This window comes from Streptomyces shenzhenensis (genome assembly GCF_021462265.1).
Classification (GTDB): Bacteria; Actinomycetota; Actinomycetes; order Streptomycetales; family Streptomycetaceae; genus Streptomyces; species Streptomyces shenzhenensis.
In genome coordinates this window covers 402,860-423,216 of record NZ_JAJONF010000004.1, presented here as the reverse complement: position 1 = coordinate 423,216, position 20,357 = coordinate 402,860, and the positions used below count along the sequence as shown (strand labels likewise).

Below are 20,357 nucleotides of genomic sequence, written 5' to 3'. Positions count from 1 at the left end.
CGACGGCTGGAACGACAGCGGCGCCACCAACGCCGCCCTCGCCCTCAACGCCACCGCCTGGCTGGCCGGCGCCAGCTGACACCCGAGGAGCCCACGCGCACGGGGGCGCAAGGGGAGGAGCGGGTCCGGGTCACCCCGGGCCCGCTTCTTACTTTTCTCCCGGTCACAGCACCGCACGCTCCTCTCGCCTACAGTCCCTTCGTGCTCTTCGGAATGGTGTGCGCCCTCGCGGCCGCGATCTGCTTCGGTACGGCGACGGTCCTGCAGGCGATGGCCGCGCGGGCCGCCGGTGACGGCGCGGGCGGGGAGGCCGCGCTGCTGCTGCGGGCCGTGCGGCAGTGGCGTTATGTCGTCGGGCTCGGGCTGGACGGGCTCGGGTTCGTGTTCCAGATCCTCGCGCTGCGGTCGCTTCCCATCTACGCGGTGAGCGCGGCCCTGGCCTCCGCGCTCGCGGTGACCGCGGTGGTCGCGGCGCGGCTGCTGCGGGTGCGGCTGAGCGGGGTGGAGTGGGCCGCGGTGGGGGTGGTGTGCGCGGGGCTCGCGATGCTGGGGCTGGCGTCGGGTCCCGAGGGAGACCGGGCCGGGTCGGCGACGTTGAGGTGGGTGATGCTGGGGACGGCCGTGGGGGTCCTGCTGCTCGGTCTGGCCGGCGGGCGGCTGACCGGGCGGGGGCGGGGCCTGGTGCTCGGTCTCGGGGCGGGGTTCGGGTTCGGGGTGGTGGAGGTGTCGGTACGGCTGATCGACACCCTGCGGCCGGCCGAACTGCTCACCAACCCCGCGGTCTATGCGCTGCTGATCGGTGGCGGCGCCGCCTTCATGCTGCTGACGTCGGCCCTGCAACGCGGCTCCGTGACCACGGCGACGGCCGGCATGGTCATCGGCGAGACGCTCGGCCCGGCGGCGGTGGGGGTCGTATGGCTCGGCGACCGGACCCGGGAGGGGCTGACCTGGCTCGCGGTGCTCGGTTTCGCGGTGGCCGTGGCGGGAGCCCTGGCCCTGGGCCGGTTCGGGGAGGCACCGGTCACCGCCGAGGAGGAGTGAGCGGCCGACGCGGTTGCCGAGGCGGCCGTCGCCGCCGCCGCGCCCCCTCCGGTGAGCAAGTCCCGTCCCTGACCGCGCGGACCCGCCGCCCCGGCTGCCGGTCCTGCCCGGGGTGACCCTCGCCCCGATCCAGGAGCGCGCGAACCGCACCGGTGGGAGGGCCTTGTGCACCCCCCGACGGCGGGCCTGGCGCACCCCGACGACGGACGTCGCGCACCCCGACGGACCTCGCGCACCTTAGGCGCTCGCGCACCCTTCAGGAGCTCGCCTTGCCGGGGGATCAGGCCCCGTCGGTCACCGCCGGGTCGGACAGCACCGCGCACAGGATGTCCAGCGCCCCCGACCAGGCGTGGTCGGGCGGGGTGCCGTAGCCGAGGACGAGGGCGTCCGGGGGTGCGGTGGCCGCGTCGGGGTGGCGGTGGCGCGGGGTGAGGCCGTCGAGGGCGAGGCCGCGGGCCGCGGCGGCCCGGATCACCCGGCTCTGGGTACCGGGCGGCAGCCGCAGTACGACGTGCAGGCCCGCCGCGATGCCGGCGACCCGGATCGCCGGGGCGCACTCGGCGAGGGCCCGGACCAGGGCGTCCCGGCGCCGCCGGTAGCGGGAGCGGGCCGCGCGGACGTGCCGGTCGTAGCCGCCGGAGGCGATGAACTCGGCCAGCGTCAGCTGGTCGAGCGCCCCGCAGGTGTCCACGCCGCCCTTGACCGCCGTCGCCTCCCCGGCCACGGCCGGCGGCAGCACCATCCAGGCCAGCCGCAGCCCGGGGGCCAGGGACTTGCTGGCGGTGCCCAGGTAGACCACCTCGTCTGGGGCGAGGCCCTGGAGGGCGCCGACGGGCCGGCGGTCGTAGCGGAACTCGCCGTCGTAGTCGTCCTCCAGGACCAGGCCGCCGGTGCGGCGCGCCCAGTCCACCACCGCCGCCCGCCGGTCGTGGTGCAGCGGCACGCCCATCGGGAACTGGTGGGACGGGGTCAGCAGCACCGCGGCCGGAGCCCGGCCGAGTTCCGTGGTGTCCGTGCCGAGTTCGTCGAAGGGCAGCGGGACCTGGCGGAGACCGGCCGTGGTCAGCGACCGCCAGTGCTCGTCGAGGCCGTACGACTCCACGGCGATCGTGTCCGCCCCGCGGGCCCGCAGCATGCGGCCGAGCAGGCTCAGTCCGTGTGCGAACCCGGCGCAGATCACGATCCGTTCGGGGTCGGCGCGCACGCCCCGGGCACGGGCGAGGTAGGCGGCGAGCGCGGTGCGCAGTTCGGCGCGGCCGCGTGGATCGCCGTAGCCGAAGGCCTCGTTGGGGGCGGCGGCGAGGGCGCGGCGGGCGGCCTTGAGCCACTCGGTGCGCGGGAACGCGGAGAGGTCGGGGGAGCCGGCACGCAGGTCGTAGGCGGGCCGGTGGGCGGTCCTGCCCTCGGGGGTCTGCGCCTGCCGCACCGGTGGCAGGCCCGTCGCCACCCGGGTGCCGGAGCCCTGCCGGGCGGTGAGCCAGCCCTCGGCGACCAGGTCGGCATAGGCGTCGGCGACGGTGTTGCGGGCGATGGCCAGGTCGGCGGCGAGGGAGCGGGAGGAGGGCAGCCGGGTGCCGGGGAGCAGCCGGCCGCTGCGCACGGCCTCGCGCAGGGCGTCGGTCAGGCCCCGGCGCAGGCCCGGTCCCGCGGCCGGCTCCAGGTGCAGATCGATGCCCAGAGCAGCCTGACCGGCCCGGCCGGCCCGAGTGGGCCGATCGGGTCGATCGGGTCGAGTGGGCCGATCCGGTCGAGTGGCCCATACATTCTCCATGCAAATGGACCATACTCCTGGGCTGCTCGGCTCCTAGGGTCGAGACATGACCACTGAAGACACCCCCCAGTACGCGCCCGAACACTCCCCCCGTCTGCCCTGGTCGGAGCTGGCCCCCGACGTCTACCGGGCGATGGTCCGGCTGGACACCGCCGCCCGCAAGGGCCTCGACCCGAAGCTCCTGGAGCTGGTGAAGATCCGGGCCTCGCAGCTCAACCACTGCGCGTTCTGCCTGGACATGCACAGCAAGGACGCGCTCGCGGGGGGCGAGAGCGTCGAGCGGGTCATCCAGCTGAGCGCGTGGGAGGAGTCGGCGCACTTCTACACGGAGAAGGAGCTGGCGGCGCTGGCGCTGACGGACGCGGTGACCGTCCTGACCGACGGTTTCGTGCCGGACGACGTGTACGAGCGGGCCGCCAAGCACTTCGAGGAGGCGGAGCTGGCGCAGCTGATCGCCGCGATCACGGTGATCAACGCGTGGAACCGGTTCGGGGTGACCTTCCGTCTGGTGCCGGGGCACTACCAGCCGGGGCAGCACGCGTGACCGACGCCGCGGCCTTCCGGGCTCTGCACTACGGGCGCCCGCCCGGTGACCCGCTGATCCTGCCCGGCCCGTGGGACGCGGCCAGTGCCCGGGCCCTGGTGGATGCCGGGTTCCCGGCGCTGGCCACGCCCAGCGCCGGAGTCGCGGCGAGTCTGGGGTACGCGGACGGCGAGACCCCGGCGGCGGAGATGTTCGCGGCCCTCGCGCGGATCACGCGGGCCGTGGACGTGCCGGTGTCGGCGGACGTGGAGGACGGCTACGGGCTGGCGCCGCAGGAGCTGGTCGAGCGCCTGCTGGAGGCCGGGGTGGTCGGCTGCAACCTTGAGGACTCCAGCGGGGGTGTCCTCAAGGACCCGCACCGGCACGCCGAGTGGCTCGCCGAGGTCCGCTCGGCCGCCGGTGACCGGCTGTTCCTCAACGCCCGTGTCGACACCTTCGCCCGCGGGGTCACCGACCCCGACCGGGCGATCGAGCGGGCCGCGCTGTACGGCGCGGCCGGCGCCGACTGCGTCTACCCGATCCACGCCCCGACCGCCGTACTGCCCCTGCTCCGCTCCGGCATCAAGGGCCCGCTCAACATGTACGCCCGCCCGGACGGCACCAGCCCCACGCCCGCCGAGCTCGGCGCACTCGGCGCCACCCGGATCACCTTCGGCCCGGGCCTGCTGCGCCTGGCGCTGCGGTCGCTCCAGAAGCCCTGGCCTGAGGCCTCTGGACGAGGAGTGGACTAGAAGGCGTCGGCGACGCAGCCGATGTCGACGCGGCCCTCCTCGACTGTCTTGCCCGCGTCCGGCTCTCCAGCAGCCCGAGCTGTTCGCGGTCGCGTACGAGGAGGCCGGCCACCCAGCGGAGCAGGGCGGCGCGCTCGGCGACGGGGGTCCGGGGCCGGTGGCCGATGGCCGGTGTCGAAGGCGCGCCAGGCGGCTGCCACCGCCGCCTCCGCGTCCCTCTCGTCGCCCTCGGCGACGACGGTGAAGGGCAGGCCGTCCGCCGGGGCGATGGTCTCGCGCCTCGCGCCGGAGACGGCCGCCGGCCACTCTCCTCCGGCATGGACGGTCGCTCGTGCCGTGCTGTCCGCCGTGATCGGTACTGCCTTCCGTTCCTGTTCGGTACCCCTGTGCGGCATTCAGGCCGCACTCGGGGACCGCCGGCGCCTGCCCTCGGCTTCGGCCTCGAATCGCATGCGCAATCGTCGGCCGGACGTGTGCGGCGTCACTGAACAGTCGGACGGAACGGGACAGACGTTTTTCGAGGGGCGAGGGGCCGTGCCGCTGTCGGGTTCAGGGTGTGGCGCTCGCCGAGGCGGGGGGCATGGCGTGCCGGGGCCGGTTCCGGGTCGAGATCTGGCCCACGAGCTCCCAGAAACAGACCAGGGCGGTGACGGGCGGGATCCCGAAGATCACTAAGGACAGCAGCGCGTGGGAGGAGTGGCTGATGCACAGGCCCACGGCGACGGCGGAGGCGGCCAGTACGACACACCAGGACCGCCGGGCGCTCCGGCGCTGCGCGGTGGCCCGCAGGACGGACAGCGCGGCCACGAACCACGGGCCGTAGACGGTCAGCGGCCAGTACCGCGCCAGCCCTCCGGGGAGCACCGACGAGGCGATGCCGCGCAGTTGCGCGTAGGAGTAGCAGACGGACCAGGCCAGCATGAACACCGCGCACAGTGAGACCGCCACGATCAGGAGCGTGATGTGCGTGAAGCTCCGGCCGCCGTCGAGCAGGTGGGAGTCGCGGCGGCCCCGGCGGCGGCCGCCCCGGCGCTGGGCCGGCCCGTCCAGCAGGGTGGGGGCCGCGTTCACACCGGTCGGTGCGGACAGTATCTGCGCCAGTTCCTCGACCGGGTCCCAGTCATTGTGAGCGCCGTCCGGCTCCGAGACGCCCCAGGCGTGGTCGTAGAGACCGGGGTGATCACGGAAGCCGGTGTGGTCGTAGAGCCCCGGACCTGAGTCGTGTTGAATCCCGTCCATCGAATTAACCTCCGCACCCTGTCTCAGGACGCCCCGTACAGATCCGCCATGGTCCGCCGATACTCGCTTTCCATCGTATTGATGCTCTTCAGGAAATCATCGAGCAGGTCCGAGCATGAAGTGATATCCATACCACCGAGCCAGCGCAGCACGGTTGTCGGATGATCTTCTGCTGTGCACCAGTCCAATCGCGTCACGGTCACCTAACGACCGCCACCCGGGGCAGGATTTGGAGCGTTCGGGGGAATTCAGTCACCCGGAAGAGGCGACGGGGAAGAAATTATGAATATGCGGCTGATCGCACCCCGCGAATACTGAAATTAAATGAACGAAGATCTGACCGGCCAGGGAGCGGCGTCTCGGCACGCCGCCGGCCGGTCAGAAGCCGGCCGGCGGGTCCTCCCCCACGCGTCCGTCGATCGACGACCAGCTCGCCGGCCTCGGCGTCCGGCCCGGCCGGCAGGTCCGGGTCCCCGTCGCGGGCAATGCCGGGGAGCACGGGAACGGGCCCCGCTCTGGTGGAGCACGGGAACGGGCCCCGCTCTGGTGGAGCACGGGAACGGGCCCCGCCCCGGTGGAGACCGGAACGGGGCCCGTTGCGTGCGGGAGGCTCAGATGAGGCCGAGGGCGCGGACCGCGTCGCGCTCCTCCGCCAGCTCCTTGACCGACGCGTCGATGCGGGCGCGGGAGAACTCGCTGATCTCCAGGCCCTGGACGATCTCGTACGTGCCGTCCTTGGTGGTGACCGGGAAGGAGGAGATCAGGCCCTCCGGGACGCCGTAGGAGCCGTCCGAGGGGATGCCCATGGAGGTCCAGTCGCCGTCGGCGGTGCCGTTGACCCAGGTGTGGACGTGGTCGATGGCGGCGTTGGCGGCGGAGGCCGCGGAGGACGCGCCACGGGCCTCGATGATGGCCGCGCCGCGCTTGGCGACGGTCGGGATGAACTCCTCGGCCAGCCACTTCTCGTCGTTCACGACCTCGGCCGCGTTCTTGCCGGCGACCGTGGCGTGGAAGATGTCCGGGTACTGGGTGGCGGAGTGGTTGCCCCAGATGGTGAGCCGCTTGATGTCGGCGACCGTGGAGCCCGTCTTCTTCGCGAGCTGGGTCAGCGCGCGGTTGTGGTCGAGGCGGGTCATCGCGGTGAAGCGCTCCGCCGGTACGTCCGGCGCGGCGGCCTGCGCGATCAGCGCGTTCGTGTTGGCCGGGTTGCCGACGACCAGGACCTTGATGTCGTCCGCGGCGTGGTCGTTGATGGCCTTGCCCTGCGGCTTGAAGATGCCGCCGTTGGCCTCCAGGAGGTCACCGCGCTCCATGCCCTTGGTGCGGGGGCGGGCGCCGACCAGCAGGGCGACGTTGGCACCGTCGAAGGCGACGTTCGGGTCGTCGGAGATGTCGATGCCCGCCAGGAGCGGGAAGGCGCAGTCGTCGAGCTCCATGGCGGTGCCCTCGGCGGCCTTGAGCGCCGGCGTGATCTCCAGGAGCCGGAGCCGGACCGGCACGTCCGCGCCGAGCAGCTGGCCGGAGGCGATGCGGAAGAGCAGGGCGTAACCGATCTGGCCGGCCGCGCCGGTGACGGTGACGTTCACGGGAGTGCGGGTCATGGCGTTCTCCGTATGACAGCTGGCGGTGGGCGTCCTTGCCCTGGGTGCCCTGGGGTGCGGACGTACAGATGATCGATCTCTTGGTATCAAGAGATCCACCGGTCAGGCTATCGCGCGTCGAGGATGCCGCAGAGCGAGGGGTCGGTGTGGCTCACCCCACAAAAGAGGCGGCCGCCTGTCCGGGAGAGGTGGGGCAGGACGGCCGCCACTCGGGGGAACCGGTTTCCGGACTCCCGTGGGGGATACGTGTCGCGTGCCCCGGAAGGAGGCCGGCATTCCTGTGCGCCGCCGTTTTCTTCGTCCGCCGCCGGCACTGCCGGGAGGCACGGGGGCTGCCCCCCCCAGACCCTCCGCTGCCGGCCTTCGGCCTCGTCCCTCGGACGCCGGGCAGACCGACGTTCAGACGTCTGTCACGCCGTGCACCCCCGCTGCCCCGACGCCAGCGTGGCGCAGGCCTTCGCCGCCGCCGCGTCCCGCACCGCCACCATCGGCGTGTAGGCGATCGTGTCGCCGGTGGCCGTGATCGAGCCGCGCTCCGTGGTGGTGCCGGCCGTGACCCGGACCGAGTCGCCCTGGGCGGCGCCCGTGATACGGCCCCACGCGGCGCCGCAGGTCCTGCTGTAGCGGACCTCCAGGGTGGTCGCGCCGACCGTGACCGTCTTGGCGGTGGTCACGAGGTCGCCGCTGCACCCCATCGCCTCCGCGTCCTTGCCGGTGCAGCCGGCGCCCGCGCACTTCACCCCCGCCGGAAGCTCGCTGCTGGTGCCGGTGGACGGGGTGGACGGGGTGGCCGAGGCGCCGCCGCCCTGGTTCTTCTTCCCACCGCCGTCGCCTCCGGTGAGGAAGAGGACGGCGGCGGCGACGACCACGACCACGCCCACGACCCCGGCGAGGAACATCGACAGCCGGCGCCTGCCGCCGCCGTGCGGGGCGGCGGGCGGGGGCGTGGCCGGGCCGCGGGAGCGGGTGCCCTCGCGGCGGTTCGCGTCGGGGGCCGTCGGCTGGGACGGAATCGCGGGCGAGACCCCCGCCGGCCCGGCGATCCCCGGCGTCGCGACGGCGCCGGCCGCCCGACGCGGCGCCTTGCCGCCCCCGGCGGCGCTCGCGGACGCGGATGTGGCCGGCGGCGCGCCGAACTCCCCCAGCGCGGCCCGCGCCTGGGCGATCCGGATCGCCTCCATCGTCATGTCGTGGCGCATCTCGGAACGGCTCCAGGCCCGTTCGGCCAGCTCCCACATGGTCGTGAGGTGGACGGGATCGGTGCCGGTGACCTCGGCGAGCGCGACCACCGCGCCCTTGGGCGCCAGCAGACGGCCGTTGAGATAGCGCTCCCAGGACGACTTGGCGTAGCCGGTGCGGTCGGACAGTGCCGCGACGCTCAGCCCACCGCGGTCCACGAGCCGCCGCAACTGGGTCGCGAACTCCTTGACCTGCGGATCGAGTTCATCCGGCAGAGCTTTCCAACGAGGCATTGCTTCCCCCCATCATTCCCCGGTCCCCTTTCCCCCGGTTTCCACCGTTCCCACCGCTTCCACCGCCTCCTCCGGTTCCACCGCTTTCACGGTTCCACCGGTTTCCCCGGCCCGGTGTGCGCCGGTTCGGGTGTCCGCCGGTTCGGCGCCGTTTCCTGCCCCGCGTCTTCCCCCTACGCGCGGCGCCCCACGGCGGTCCCCGTTCTGGCTACCCATCGGGATGCGGCAGCCCCGGAGGACAGTCCCCGGGCAGGGGGCGCACAGGAGCACTGGGCCGCCCGGCAGCACCGTCGCACGCCGACCGCCGCACGGTCCAACGGGCCTCCGGCTCGTCCCACTGGGAGACGTTAGCCCGATTGCGGACCGGCTTCGTGATCCGTCCGCGAACTTGTCGACACATCGACACACCGGCCATCCCGTCGTGACCTCGCAGGTCACAGGGCGCACAGCTCACCCGAGCGTCACGGCACCGACGACCGCCACGAGGAGCAGCGCGAGCAGCAGCAGGACCGCGCACAGCAGGAGCCGGCTGTGCGGGTGGGGCGCCGGGTCCTGCTCGGGCCGGTCCCACCACGGGAGGGTCGGATCGTCCTCGTACCCCTCCGCCGCCCCGGCGCCCGCAGGGCCGTCCGGCGTGGTCGCCGCCGGGCGCGGCCAGGCCTCGACGGCGAGTTCCCAGCGCACGGCGTGCCGTTCGGCGTCGGCACCGGCCAGGCCCGCGACCCGGCACAGCGCGACGACGGCCTGGCGGGGCGGCGGCTGCACCGCGTTGAGGTAGCGCTGCCAGGAGGACTTGCTGTACGCGGTACGGGCCCCCAGCGCGACCAGGCTGAGGCCGGTGGCGTCCTTGAGGAGCCGCAGTTGCTCCACGAAGTGCCGTACCTCCGGCGGGAGTCCCTCCGGCAGCGGCTGCCAGCCGCCCATCACGCACCTCCACGGCCCGCCACGTTGCCCGCCGGCTGCCCGTTGGCTGTCGGTCAGTTGTCAGTCGGTTGTCGCTCAGTTGCCAGTTCAGAGCCGGTGACGACGGCGGGCGGCAGGACGGTTCCCGCAGGCCGCGTCGGTACGGGCGGCCCGTAGCGGAACCGTCACCTCTCTGCCACAGCCGGCGGACAGCCGTTGAACAGCCGCCGCCCGGTGGGAAGGCTGGTTCCGGACGGCGGTCCGTCCTGCTCGGGGGAGGGGACGGGCCGCCTTTCGGACAACTCCCCGGGACGGACCACGGCCGACGGGCCGGTCAGTTCGCCGGGTTGCCCGGCGTCACCAGCCCCGTCTCGTACGCCACCACCACCGCCTGCGCCCGGCTGCCCAGGTCGAGCTTGGTCATGGTGCGGTTGAGGTGGGTCTTCACGGTCGCCTCGCTGATGTAGAGGCGGTCGGCGATCTCCAGGTTGGACAGCCCGCGCGCGGTGAGTTTGAGGACCTCGACCTCGCGGGAGGTCAGCACGTCCAGGCCGGGCGGTGACACGGCGTCGAGGCCGGGGCCGTGCCGGCGGGCGAAGGCCTCGACCAGGCGCCGGGTGACGCTGGGCGCGAACAGGGCGTCACCACCGTCCACCGCGGTGATGGCGGTCAGCAGCCGTTCGGGGCCGGAGTCCTTGAGGAGGAACCCGGAGGCGCCGGCGCGCAGCGCGCCGTACACGTACTCGTCGAGGTCGAAGGTGGTGAGGACGAGGATGCGGGGCGCGGGCGCGGCCGCCTGGGCGAGGATGCGCTCGGTGGCCTCGATGCCGTTGACGCCCGGCATGCGGATGTCCATGAGGACGACGTCGGGCCGGGTCTCGGCGGCCAGCCGCACCGCCTCCGCGCCGTCCCCCGCCTCGCCGGCCACCTCGAACCCGGGGGCGGCCTCCAGCAGGCCCACCAGCCCGGCGCGGATGAGGAACTGGTCGTCGACCACGAGCACTCTGGTCATCCGGTACGGTCGTCCCCCCGCCGTGCGAGTGCGGCCGAGGTCGGCAGGGTCAGCTCGACCGCGAAGCCGCCCTCGGAGCGTGGGCCGACACTGATCGTCCCGCCGTAGAGCTTGGCCCGCTCACGCATACCAATCAAGCCATGGCCTGCGCCCGTTCGCATTCTGTCCGGATTCACCCCCTCCCCGTCGTCGAGGACGGACACGGTCAGCTCGCTGGCCCCGTACCGGAGCAGCACGCGCGCGTGGGCGCGGCCGGCGTGCTTGAGGACGTTGGTGAGCGCCTCCTGGACCACGCGGTAGGCGCACAGCTCGACGCCGGGCGGCAGCGGCCGGGGCGCGCCCTCGACGACGAAGCCGACGGGCAGTCCGCCGGACCGCACCCTCTCGACGAGTTCGGCCAGCCGCTCCAGGGTCGGCATGGGGGCGCGCTCGACGGCCCGCGGGTCCTCGTCCCTGAGCACCTCGAGCATGCGCCGCAGCTCGTCCAGTGCCTCCCCGCTGGTGTCGGCGATGGTGCCGAGCGCCCCGCGCGCCTTGCCGGGGTCGGATTCGAAGACGAACCGGGCGAGCCCCGCCTGCACGGAGATCACCGACATGTGGTGGGCGACGACGTCGTGCAACTCCCGGGCGATCCGCCCGCGTTCCTCGACGACCGCCCGCCGCGCCCGCTCGGCCTGCTCCGCCCGCAGAAGCCGGGTGAGCGCGGCCGACCGCTGCGCGAGATGCCCGAACCAGACCAGCACCGAGGAGTACAGCAGCGCCTGGGTGACGACGGACGCCATCGAGGAGCCGTCGGTGACGAGCCCCGCGTACAGCCACATGCCCGTCATGCAGAGGGCGCAGCCGACGGCGACCCGGACGGGCCGTACCGACGCGATCGTGTACAGCGCCAGCAGGGAGCCGAACGTGCACACCACGGGCCAGAAGCCGAGGCTGACGTAGACGATCGAGGCGGCCTGCATGACGGCGAAGACCGCGACCGGCCACCGCCCGCGCAGGGCGAGGGGCAGGTGCGCCAGCCCGATCAGCGCGTATGCCCGCGCGTCGAGCTGTGGCCACCCCTGGGCGGGCGACTCGCGCCCCAGGAACACGGCCATCACGACCGTCATGCACGCGATGAGCGTGTCGACGGCGAGTGGAGGCAGGTTCCGCGGACGCATCGCCGCAGCGTAACGCGGGCCTCGGAAACGGCGAGTCAATCGCCTGATGTACCGCGGAAGTTGTAGACGGCTCAACCGGGAGTGGGATTCGCGGACGCAGCCGGATCCCTACCTTCGAACCGGGGGGAGGAGGCCCGCACCCACCGGGGGAGGTGCGGGCCTGCCCTGCTTCTCGGGCGCCATGGCCTGCTTCTCGAGCACCATGCCCTGCGTCCCGGACGGGTGCCGAACGCCGGGCCGGGGACGCCGGCGCCCCGTGAGGGGCGCGGGGCCGTGTCCCCTGTGCGGCTACCGCCGCGCGGGCGCGAGCGGATGCCGGGGCCCGCGCCCGAGACGGAACCCGCTAGTTCCTCATCGTGAAGTGCAGCGTGTCCTTCAGGTAGGGGATCACCAGCCACGGCTTCGGCTGCGCCATCAACGCCAGCAGGACGATCGCCAGCCCCAGCACCCCGTACGTCACGATGTCCGTGAACCGCGACCGGACCGCCAGCATCCCCACGCTCGGCAGTATCCAGCGCATCACCGCCCCGGCCAGCAGCGCCGCCCCGATCAGCAGCGCACCCACCCGGAACTGGTCCAGCGAGGTCAGCAGCAGCCCCACCGCGACGGTCGCCAGCACCACCAGCACCGGCCACTGCCGGGCCGGCGCCGGCAGATCCCCCGACGCCGCCCTGCCGCCCCCTTCGGGGCGTGCCGTGTCCCGGGTGAACAGCGGGAAGCGCCGGGTCGCCCGGCGCCTGGCGCCCTGCTCGTGACCGCGGTCAGCCGACACTGCGCTCCGCCGCCTCGACCACGTTGACGAGCAGCTGCGCCCTGGTCATCGGCCCGACACCGCCGGGGTTCGGCGAGAGCCACCCGGCGACCTCGGCGACCCCGGGATGCACATCCCCGACGATCTTGCCGTCCGCGGTGCGGGAGACACCGACGTCGAGGACGGCGGCGCCCGGCTTGACGTCCTCGGGGCGGATCAGGTGCGGGGAACCGGCGGCGGCGATGATGATGTCGGCACGCCTGAGATGCGACGCGAGGTCCCGGGTGCCGGTGTGGCACTGGGTCACCGTGGCGTTCTCGCTGCGGCGGGTGAGCAGCAGCGGCATCGGGCGGCCGATGGTGACGCCCCGGCCGACGACCACGACCTCGGCGCCCTTGATCTCGACGCCGTACCGGCGCAGCAGGACGAGCACGCCGTTGGGGGTGCAGGGCAGCGGCGCGGGCTCGCCGAGCACCAGCCGCCCGAGGTTCATCGGGTGCAGGCCGTCCGCGTCCTTGTGCGGGTCCATCAGTTCCAGGATGCGGTTCTCGTCGATGCCCTTGGGCAGCGGCAGCTGGACGATGTAGCCGGTGCAGGCGGGGTCGTCGTTGAGCTCGCGGACGACCGCCTCGATCTCCTCCTGGGACGCGGTGGCCGGGAGTTCACGCTGGATCGAGGCGATGCCGACCTGCGCGCAGTCGCGGTGCTTGCCGGCGACGTACTTCTGGCTGCCGGGGTCGTCCCCGACGAGGATCGTGCCGAGGCCGGGCGTGACGCCCTTGTCCTTCAGCGCCGCCACGCGGGCGGTCAGCTCGGACTTGATCGCGGCTGCGGTGGCCTTGCCATCGAGAATCTGGGCGGTCATGGCTCCATCCTCGCGGATGCCGGTCTCCCGGTTCCAGTCGGGTGTGCGGTCATGATCAATGATGTTGCACTTGCACAACACATCGCTAATCGGACTGGACAACACCTCGTGCGTACTCAACGATGAGCGGCGCAGTACCGCGGTCCGGTGGGGGGCAAAACCGCTCAGTTCATGACGTACCTCCGTCCTTGTCCGCGTCGTCCCCGCAGGTCAAACGGAGGAACCCGGCATGAGTTTCGGCGCGCCCAACAACCCCTACGGTCAGCCGCAGGACCCGCAGCAGGGTCAGCCCGGCTACGGCTACCCGCAGCAGCCCGGCTACCAGCAGGCCCCGCAGGGTGTGCCGCCGCAGCAGGGCTACGGCTACCCCCAGCAGCCGGGCTACCCGCAGCAGGGCGGTTACGGCTACCCGCAGCAGGGGTACGGCGCGACGCCGCCGTACGCGAACTGGGGCCAGCGCTTCCTGAGCAAGCTGATCGACACGGTGCTGTACGGCATTCCGTACGTTCTCGTGGTCGTGGGTGGTGCCAAGAGCACCCCGGTCCTGGCGATCATCGGCTTCCTCGGCCTGATCGGCCTGTTCATCTACCAGATCATCCTGGAGGGGCGTACCGGTCAGAGCCTGGGCAAGAAAGCGATCGGCACCCGCACGCTCAAGGAGGAGACCGGCCAGCCGATCGGTGCGGGAATGGCGTTCGTGCGCCAGCTGGCCCACATCCTGGACGGCCTGCCCTGCTACCTGGGCTACCTGTGGCCGGCGTGGGACGCCAAGCGCCAGACGTTCGCCGACAAGGTCTGCGGCACGATCGTGATCCGCAGCAACTGAGCACCCCCGGTACCCCAAGGGCCGTGTCCCCGCGCAGGGGGACACGGCCCTGGTGTTTGCGCTCGCCGTGCGGCGGCTCGGCGCTGAACTCGGCGGCAAGCGCGGCGGCTTCTCAGGGGCAGGCGCGGCGGCACCTCAGCGGCAAGCGTGGCAAGCGCGGCGGCACCTCAGCGGCATCTCAGTGGAAGAAGTGCCGTGTCCCGGTGAAGTACATCGTCACGCCCGCCTTCTTCGCGGCCTCCACGACGAGTTCGTCCCGGACCGAACCGCCCGGCTGCGCCACGGCCTTGACGCCGGCCGCGGTCAGGATCTCCAGGCCGTCGGGGAACGGGAAGAACGCGTCGGAGGCGGCGTACGAGCCGCGCGCCCGCTCCGCACCGGCCCGCTCGACGGCGAGCTTCGCGGAGTCGACACGGTTGACCTGGCCCATGCCGACGCCGACCGAGGCGCCGTCCTTGGCGAGCAGGATGGCGTTGGACTTCACGGCCCGGCAGGCCTTCCAGGCGAAGGCGAGCTCGGCCAGCTCCTCCGCGCCGAGCGCCTCGCCGGTCGCGAGGGTCCAGTTGGCGGGGTCGTCGCCGTCGGCCTGGAGGCGGTCGGTGACCTGGAGCAGCACACCGCCGTCGATGTGCTTGACCTCGACCGGGTTCGCGGGGGCGCCCGGCGCCTTCAGCACCCGGATGTTCTTCTTCCTGGCGAGGGCTTCCAGCGCCCCCTCCTCGTAGTCCGGCGCGACGATGACCTCGGTGAAGATCTCCGCGACCTGCTCGGCCATCTCCTTGCTCACCGGCCGGTTGACGGCGATGACCCCGCCGAACGCGGACAGCGGGTCGCAGGCGTGCGCCTTGCGGTGCGCCTCGGCGACGTCCGCGCCGACGGCGATGCCGCAGGGGTTGGCGTGCTTGATGATCGCGACGCACGGCTCGGCGTGGTCGTACGCGGCACGGCGCGCGGCGTCCGTGTCCGTGTAGTTGTTGTACGACATCTCCTTGCCGTGCAGCTGCTCGGCCTCCGCGAGGCCGCCGCCGGCGGCGTCGACGTAGAGGGCGGCGGGCTGGTGCGGGTTCTCGCCGTAGCGCAGGGTGTTCTCGCGCTCCCAGGTGGCGCCGAGGAAGTCGGGGAACCGCGACTCGTCGACGGGGGCGTACTCGGAGGCGAACCAGCTCGCGACCGCCACGTCGTAGGACGCCGTGTGCTGGAAGGCCTCGGCGGCGAGCCGCTTGCGGGTGGCGAGGTCGAAGCCGCCCTCGGCGACGGCCTTGAGGACGTCGGCGTAACGCGCGGGGCTGGTGACGATCGCGACCGAGGGGTGGTTCTTGGCGGCGGCGCGGACCATGGAGGGGCCGCCGATGTCGATCTGCTCGACGCACTCGTCGGGCGTGGCGCCGGAGGCGACGGTCTCGCGGAACGGGTAGAGGTTGCTGACCACGAGGTCGAACGGCTCGACACCGAGCTCTTCGAGCTGCCGCCGGTGGTCCTCCAGGCGCAGGTCGGCGAGGATGCCGGCGTGCACCTTCGGGTGCAGGGTCTTGACCCGGCCGTCCAGGCACTCCGGGAAGCCGGTGAGCTCCTCGACCTTGGTGACGGGCACGCCGGCGGCGGCGATACGGGAGGCGGTGGAGCCGGTGGAGACGAGTGCGACACCGGCCTCGTGCAGCCCGCGGGCGAGCTCTTCGAGCCCGGTCTTGTCGTAGACGCTGACGAGCGCGCGACGGATGGCCCGCTTGCCGCTCTCGGCCGTGACAGTGCTCTCGGCGGTCACTGGATAACTACCTTTCGTCCCTCAATGCGATAGCCGTTGCGGGCGATCCGCCCCACGACCTCGACGAGCAGCCTTCGCTCGACTTCCTTGATGCGCTCGTGCAGAGCGCTCTCGTCGTCCTCGTCCCGGATCTCCACCACGCCCTGAGCGATGATCGGTCCGGTGTCGACGCCGTCGTCGACGAAGTGGACGGTGCAGCCGGTGACCCTGGCGCCGTACGCGAGCGCGTCCCGTACGCCGTGGGCCCCGGGGAAACTGGGCAGCAGGGCGGGGTGCGTGTTGACGGTCCGCCCGCCGAACCGCGCCAGGAACTCCTTCCCGACGATCTTCATGAACCCGGCGGAGACCACGAGGTCGGGTTCATGGGCGGCCACGGCCTCGGCCAGCGCCCGGTCCCACTCCTCCCGGGTCCCGAAGTCCTTCACCCTGGTCACGAATGTGGGGATCCCGGCCCGCTCGGCACGCGCGAGCCCCTCGATGCCGGCACGGTCGGCACCTACGGCGACCACCTCGGCGCCATAGGCCTCGGCGCCGTGTTCCGCGATCGCGTCGAGGAGCGCCTGGAGGTTGGTGCCGGATCCGGAGACCAGCACGACGAGGCGCTTGGCCACGGGCTTGGCGGCCACGGTGAGGCCCTTTCTCGGGGGAGCGTCGTTACGGCGGCCGGACTCGCACCCGCTTTGTACATTCGTACGAGTGCTTCGCGCCCCGGAATACGGGGAAGTCTACGAAGCGGCCGACCGTCAGCAACGATACCGGCACACCGGGCGGCCCCCACGGGACGGGGCCGTGGCCGGAAGGTAGCGTCTGGGAGGTACCGAGACGGGAACGCGTCCGGGATGCGGCGCGTTCACGGGGTAGGCGGTCGTTGCGGCTGCCGTGCCGATCACCCCGCAGACATCCGCCGCGTCCCGCCGTAGCCAGTCGTATCCAGCCGTATCCAGTTGTATCCAGCCGTATCCAGTCGATTCATCAGCTCTGTTCTGTTCATCTAGATCAAGGGGAAGACGCTCACTTGATGCCGGACCGCAGCCTGGGACTTCACATGCTCCCCCCGCAGTCGGTACAGGAGGGGACGCGTTCCGTCGTGCTGCTACGGGAGCGGCCGGCCTCGCCGCCGGACGCGCCCTCGGACCGGCCGAAGGGCGACCAGCAGGACGACAACCCCTTCGCCCCGCCGCCGGAGGGCACGCCGGACACGCCTTGGCGGCCGCGCCGCCCGGCCGGTGAAGACGATCAGAGGGCGCCCTGGGGCAGCCAGTGGAGCGACCGCCAGCCCGGCCGGCAGTCCGGCGGCTTCGGCGAGCGTCCCGACGGCGGCCAGAACGGTCCCGGCGGCCCCGGCGGCCCCGGCATGCGCTTCGACCCCACCGACCCGGCTCAGCGGCGGGCGCGGTACGCCCTGCTGTGCGGCATGTGGGCCTTCCTCTTCGCGCTCTTCAGCTGGCCGTACGTGGCGCTGCTGCTCGGCGCCCTGGCCGTGTACTGGGGCATCAGCGCGCTGCGCGCCAAGCCCAGCGCCCCCGAGAAGGCGACCGCCGGCCGCCCCCAGACGACGGCGGCGGTCAGCGGCCTGGTCACGGCGGCGCTGGCGCTGGCGCTGGTGGCGGCCAACTTCACGGCCCAGATGGTCTACCGCGACTACTACAGCTGCGTCACGGACGCCCTCACCAACGAGGCCAAGCAGTCCTGCGACCACCTGCTGCCGCAGGAACTGCGGGGGGTCCTCGGGAGCGGGAACAGCTGACCGGGCGGGTGGAGCAGCGGGAGGTTCAGGGGCCGTCGGTGTCCTCGGTCGCGGTCGGTTCGGACAGGTTCCGCAACGCCGTCCAGCGGGCCTTGCGCGCCGCCTCCTCCTCCCAGGAACCGGGCAGCGCCTCGTACGGCTCGGCCGGCAGCGCCTCGTAGCGCTCGGAGGCGTCGCCGTCGGCGGGGTCGGGCAGGAGTCCGGCCACGACGACGGAGGTGGGGGCCGGGGCGGGTGCCCGGGCGGAAGCCGCAGCCGATCCCGAGACTGAGGTTGAGGCTGACGACGTCTGACTTTCCTGCTCTTCCTCTCTCCCCTTCACCGCGACCCGGGACTCCCCCGGCCTGCTCCTGGCGAACCCCAGCCATGCGGCGAACGAGGCGACTCCCTCCCCGCGCCATGCCCGCAGCCCGAGGGCTGCGGGGACGCCCACCGCGAGGAGCCAGGCGCAGGTCGCCGCGCCCGTCTGCCACCAGGCCGGGCCGAAGCGGGTGAGCGCGGCGACGCCCAGGGGGCCGCCGGCCAGCTCGGCCAGTGCCGCGAGCAGCAGCCCGCACAGCAGCGCCGCCAGTGCGGCCACCCCGGCCGTGCGCCCGGCCGGCCAGCTCCGCCGGGCCGCCCGGGCCGCCACGAGCCGCGACATCGTCACCCCCGCCGCCACCGGCACCACCCCGGCCAGCCAGTGCACCGCGGTTCCGGGACCGTGCTGCGGCACGGCCGCCAGCAGCGGGAAGGGCGGGAGCAGCGGTGCCGGATCCGAGGCGAGGGGGGTCACGAGGTGCCCGGCACCGAGCGCGAAGCCGGGGCCCACGGCGTACGACGCCGACCACACCGCCGCGTTCGGGATCAGCGAGACGCAGAGGAACAGGACCGCGCCCCGGCCCGACCAGCCCTCCGTCAACTGTAGGAACGACGCCCGCGTGGCGTCGCCGTGGGCCACCAGCGACACCGCGAGCAGCAGCGTCCCGCCCCCGAAGCACACGGCCGTCCCGGCCAGGGCCGCGCGCAGGGCCGTACCCCACCGCGCCCGTGTGTCGCGCCCGAGCAGCCGCCGCCGTACCGAGCCCGGCAGCAGCGGCGCCAGGTTCAGCAGTGGTTCGCGCGGACGGCCGTACGCCGTCCACACCCCCGCGGCGGCCGCGGCCGCCGCGAGCAGGGGCAGACACACCACCGCCGACGGCCACTGGGGCCGCAGTTCGCCGCCGGACGCGTACAGCGCGGCACAGCCGCCGACGCCGAGGTAGCCGGCGACGACGCCGGTCCAGGCGGTACGGGCGCGGACCGGCGGCGCCTCGGCGTCGGCGCCGTCCGGCGCGTCCACGGCGTCCCGGGCGCCCCGGTACACCAGCAGCGCCGGCAGCAGGAGCAGCAGCAACGGCGTCACCCCGACCGGAGCCGGTACCCCGGACAGCGTGTCGGTGCGCAGCAGTTCGACGCCGTGCGCGAGCAGCCACAGCGCCGCCGCGACGTGCATCGCGCCGCCCGGACCGCTGTCGGGGTACGGCGAGCTGACCCACAGGGCGATCGTCAGCACGGCGAACGAGCCGAGCCCGAGCCCGGCCGCGAGCGCACCGGCCGTCAGGCTCCCGGCCAGTCCCGGGGAACGGTCGCGCACCCGGCCGAGCAGTCGTGACAACGACGACCGGCGGGACGACAACGACGGTCGACGGGACAACAACGACGCTCGGCGGGACAACAACGACGGTCGGCGGGAGGGCAACGACGGTCGGCGGGCGGTCATCCGGATCACGACCGCCATGTTCCCAACGACACGCGCTTTCCCGGCGTAACCGGCGAACAGCCGAAGTGTCGCTCAATATATGTTTATGTGTTTTTTCGAAGGGAGGTGCGCCCGATGACGCAGAGCCCTGCCCGTACCGACGAGGCCGGACCGCCGTCCCCCGCCCTGACGCCCGCTCAGGCCTTCGACGCGCTCTACGCGTTCTGCGCCCCGGCCCTGGTACGGCAGGCCTACCTGCTCACCGGCCGCCGGGAGCTGGCGCAGGAGGCTGTCGAACGGGCCTTCCAACTCGCCTGGCAGAACTGGCCGCGGGTGGCCCGCGACCGGGACCCGGCCGGCTGGGTGCGGGCGGTGGCGCACGAGTGCGCGCTCTCTCCCTGGCACCGCTTCCGGCTGCGCTACCGCCACCCCGAGCCCCCGCCGACCGACGCGGCCGACCGCGCCCTGCTGGACGCGCTGCTGAAACTGCCGCCCAGCTACCGGCGCACGCTCCTGCTGTACGACGGCGTCGGCCTCGACCTGCCGGAGACCGCGGCGGAGACCGAGGCGAGCACGCCGGCGGCGGCCAGCCGGCTGACCCGCGCGCGGCGGCTGGTCGCCGACCGCGTGCCGGAACTCGCCGACCCCGCCGCGCTGCACCGCCGGCTCGCCGAACTGGCCTCGACGGAGCGGCTGCGGGCGGCCCAGCCGCCGACCGTGCGGACATACGCCGAACGGCAGACCCGTTTCTGGACCCGGTCCGCGCTCGCCTTCACGGCGACGATCATCGCGGCGACCACACTCACGCTGCGGACGGCGCCGACCCACTACGAGGCACCGATCGGCCCGGCCCAGGCGATCAGCGGGGTACCGGCGGCGGTGGGGCTGGGGCCGCTGTCGGCGGGAGAACGGACGTTGCGGGCGAAGCTGCGGAGGTCCGCGGAGAGCGGCCCGGAGAGGCTGGTACCGCTGGCGAGGTAGTGGGTTCGGCGGCGGGTGGGCTGGGGGTACTGGCCGGGGTTTGCTGGGCGGGGGTTGCTCACCCCCACGCGGCGCGGCCGGGGATCGATTCAGCCCCGCACCCCTCACGGGTCGCTGCACTGGCGCCGGCTGCCTTACGGGGCACCGCACCGGCGCCGGCTGCACAGCCGCGGCACCCCGCCGGTGCGGGCAGGCGAAACGCCGGTAGGCCCACCCCCGCCCCGGGAACGG

The 20,357-nt window shown here is 73.2% G+C and carries 19 protein-coding genes and 1 pseudogene; 6 read left to right on the top strand and 14 right to left on the bottom strand.

Annotation, left to right across the window (positions count from 1 at the left end; genetic code table 11):
• Positions 1 to 213: 213 nt before the first annotated feature.
• Positions 214 to 1,041, top strand: coding sequence for a DMT family transporter (locus LQ326_RS08510; RefSeq protein WP_234534264.1), 828 nt, complete (start codon positions 214 to 216; stop codon positions 1,039 to 1,041).
• A 280-nt stretch (positions 1,042 to 1,321) separates the two neighbouring features.
• Here the strand turns inward: LQ326_RS08510 and pdxR are convergent, their stop codons facing one another.
• On the bottom strand, positions 1,322 to 2,812 hold the full coding sequence (gene pdxR / locus LQ326_RS08505) for a MocR-like pyridoxine biosynthesis transcription factor PdxR (protein ID WP_234534237.1): 1,491 nt from the start codon (positions 2,810 to 2,812) through the stop codon (positions 1,322 to 1,324).
• A gap of 46 nt (positions 2,813 to 2,858) precedes the next feature.
• On the opposite strand from pdxR, the gene LQ326_RS08500 reads away from it, so the two are divergent.
• A complete protein-coding gene (locus tag LQ326_RS08500) occupies positions 2,859 to 3,356 on the top strand; it encodes a carboxymuconolactone decarboxylase family protein (RefSeq protein ID WP_234534236.1) in 498 nt (165 codons plus the stop codon).
• Positions 3,353 to 4,087 carry an isocitrate lyase/PEP mutase family protein gene (locus tag LQ326_RS08495; RefSeq protein WP_234534235.1) on the top strand — a complete coding sequence of 245 codons (735 nt, stop codon included), beginning with the start codon at positions 3,353 to 3,355 and terminating at the stop codon, positions 4,085 to 4,087. The genes LQ326_RS08500 and LQ326_RS08495 overlap by 4 nt, the downstream gene beginning before the upstream one ends.
• Here the strand turns inward: LQ326_RS08495 and LQ326_RS08490 are convergent.
• The 10 genes and pseudogenes from LQ326_RS08490 to LQ326_RS08445 form a co-directional block, all read right to left on the bottom strand.
• Positions 4,087 to 4,482 (bottom strand): annotated as a pseudogene (locus LQ326_RS08490) (aldehyde dehydrogenase family protein); the annotation flags it as partial. The gene LQ326_RS08495 and the pseudogene LQ326_RS08490 sit on opposite strands and share 1 nt — an antisense overlap.
• A 154-nt stretch (positions 4,483 to 4,636) precedes the next feature.
• Entirely contained in the window at positions 4,637 to 5,326 is a 690-nt protein-coding gene (locus LQ326_RS08485) for a DUF2637 domain-containing protein (protein ID WP_234534234.1), read from the bottom strand.
• 23 nt (positions 5,327 to 5,349) lie between these two features.
• Complete coding sequence (locus tag LQ326_RS08480; RefSeq protein WP_234534233.1) at positions 5,350 to 5,529, bottom strand: hypothetical protein; 180 nt, start codon at positions 5,527 to 5,529, stop codon at positions 5,350 to 5,352.
• Positions 5,530 to 5,937: 408 nt separating this feature from the next.
• Positions 5,938 to 6,927, bottom strand: a complete 990-nt coding sequence (locus tag LQ326_RS08475) for a malate dehydrogenase (RefSeq protein ID WP_234534232.1) — start codon at positions 6,925 to 6,927, stop codon at positions 5,938 to 5,940.
• A gap of 410 nt (positions 6,928 to 7,337) precedes the next feature.
• Positions 7,338 to 8,399 (bottom strand): helix-turn-helix domain-containing protein, encoded by a 1,062-nt coding sequence (locus tag LQ326_RS08470; RefSeq protein WP_234534231.1) that lies wholly within the window; start codon positions 8,397 to 8,399, stop codon positions 7,338 to 7,340.
• 450 nt (positions 8,400 to 8,849) lie between these two features.
• Positions 8,850 to 9,323 (bottom strand): helix-turn-helix domain-containing protein, encoded by a 474-nt coding sequence (locus LQ326_RS08465; RefSeq protein ID WP_234534230.1) that lies wholly within the window; start codon positions 9,321 to 9,323, stop codon positions 8,850 to 8,852.
• 313 nt (positions 9,324 to 9,636) lie between these two features.
• On the bottom strand, positions 9,637 to 10,314 hold the full coding sequence (locus LQ326_RS08460) for a response regulator (RefSeq protein ID WP_234534229.1): 678 nt from the start codon (positions 10,312 to 10,314) through the stop codon (positions 9,637 to 9,639).
• Entirely contained in the window at positions 10,311 to 11,474 is a 1,164-nt protein-coding gene (locus tag LQ326_RS08455; protein ID WP_234534228.1) for a sensor histidine kinase, read from the bottom strand. Before LQ326_RS08455 ends, LQ326_RS08460 begins: the two co-directional genes overlap by 4 nt.
• Positions 11,475 to 11,817: 343 nt before the next feature.
• A complete protein-coding gene (locus tag LQ326_RS08450) occupies positions 11,818 to 12,246 on the bottom strand; it encodes a DUF3017 domain-containing protein (protein WP_181805504.1) in 429 nt (142 codons plus the stop codon).
• Positions 12,236 to 13,090, bottom strand: a complete 855-nt coding sequence (locus LQ326_RS08445; protein ID WP_234534227.1) for a bifunctional methylenetetrahydrofolate dehydrogenase/methenyltetrahydrofolate cyclohydrolase — start codon at positions 13,088 to 13,090, stop codon at positions 12,236 to 12,238. The genes LQ326_RS08450 and LQ326_RS08445 overlap by 11 nt, the downstream gene beginning before the upstream one ends.
• A 229-nt stretch (positions 13,091 to 13,319) precedes the next feature.
• Between LQ326_RS08445 and LQ326_RS08440 the strand changes: the two genes are divergently transcribed.
• Positions 13,320 to 13,916, top strand: a complete 597-nt coding sequence (locus tag LQ326_RS08440; protein ID WP_234534226.1) for an RDD family protein — start codon at positions 13,320 to 13,322, stop codon at positions 13,914 to 13,916.
• A gap of 178 nt (positions 13,917 to 14,094) precedes the next feature.
• On the opposite strand, the gene purH is transcribed toward LQ326_RS08440, so the two are convergent.
• Positions 14,095 to 15,678, bottom strand: a complete 1,584-nt coding sequence (purH, locus tag LQ326_RS08435) for a bifunctional phosphoribosylaminoimidazolecarboxamide formyltransferase/IMP cyclohydrolase (RefSeq protein WP_234534225.1) — start codon at positions 15,676 to 15,678, stop codon at positions 14,095 to 14,097.
• Positions 15,675 to 16,304: a phosphoribosylglycinamide formyltransferase gene (purN, locus tag LQ326_RS08430; protein WP_234534224.1), complete on the bottom strand. Its 630-nt coding sequence runs from the start codon at positions 16,302 to 16,304 to the stop codon at positions 15,675 to 15,677. Before purN ends, purH begins: the two co-directional genes overlap by 4 nt.
• 392 nt (positions 16,305 to 16,696) lie before the next feature.
• Here purN and LQ326_RS08425 point away from each other — a divergent pair, with 392 nt between their 5' ends.
• Complete coding sequence (locus LQ326_RS08425) at positions 16,697 to 17,425, top strand: hypothetical protein (RefSeq protein WP_234534223.1); 729 nt, start codon at positions 16,697 to 16,699, stop codon at positions 17,423 to 17,425.
• Between the two features lie 25 nt (positions 17,426 to 17,450).
• On the opposite strand, the gene LQ326_RS08420 is transcribed toward LQ326_RS08425, so the two are convergent.
• Positions 17,451 to 19,166: a cell division protein PerM gene (locus tag LQ326_RS08420; protein ID WP_434056948.1), complete on the bottom strand. Its 1,716-nt coding sequence runs from the start codon at positions 19,164 to 19,166 to the stop codon at positions 17,451 to 17,453.
• A 114-nt stretch (positions 19,167 to 19,280) separates the two neighbouring features.
• Here LQ326_RS08420 and LQ326_RS08415 point away from each other — a divergent pair, with 114 nt between their 5' ends.
• Complete coding sequence (locus LQ326_RS08415; RefSeq protein WP_234534221.1) at positions 19,281 to 20,126, top strand: RNA polymerase sigma factor; 846 nt, start codon at positions 19,281 to 19,283, stop codon at positions 20,124 to 20,126.
• Positions 20,127 to 20,357 lie beyond the last annotated feature (231 nt).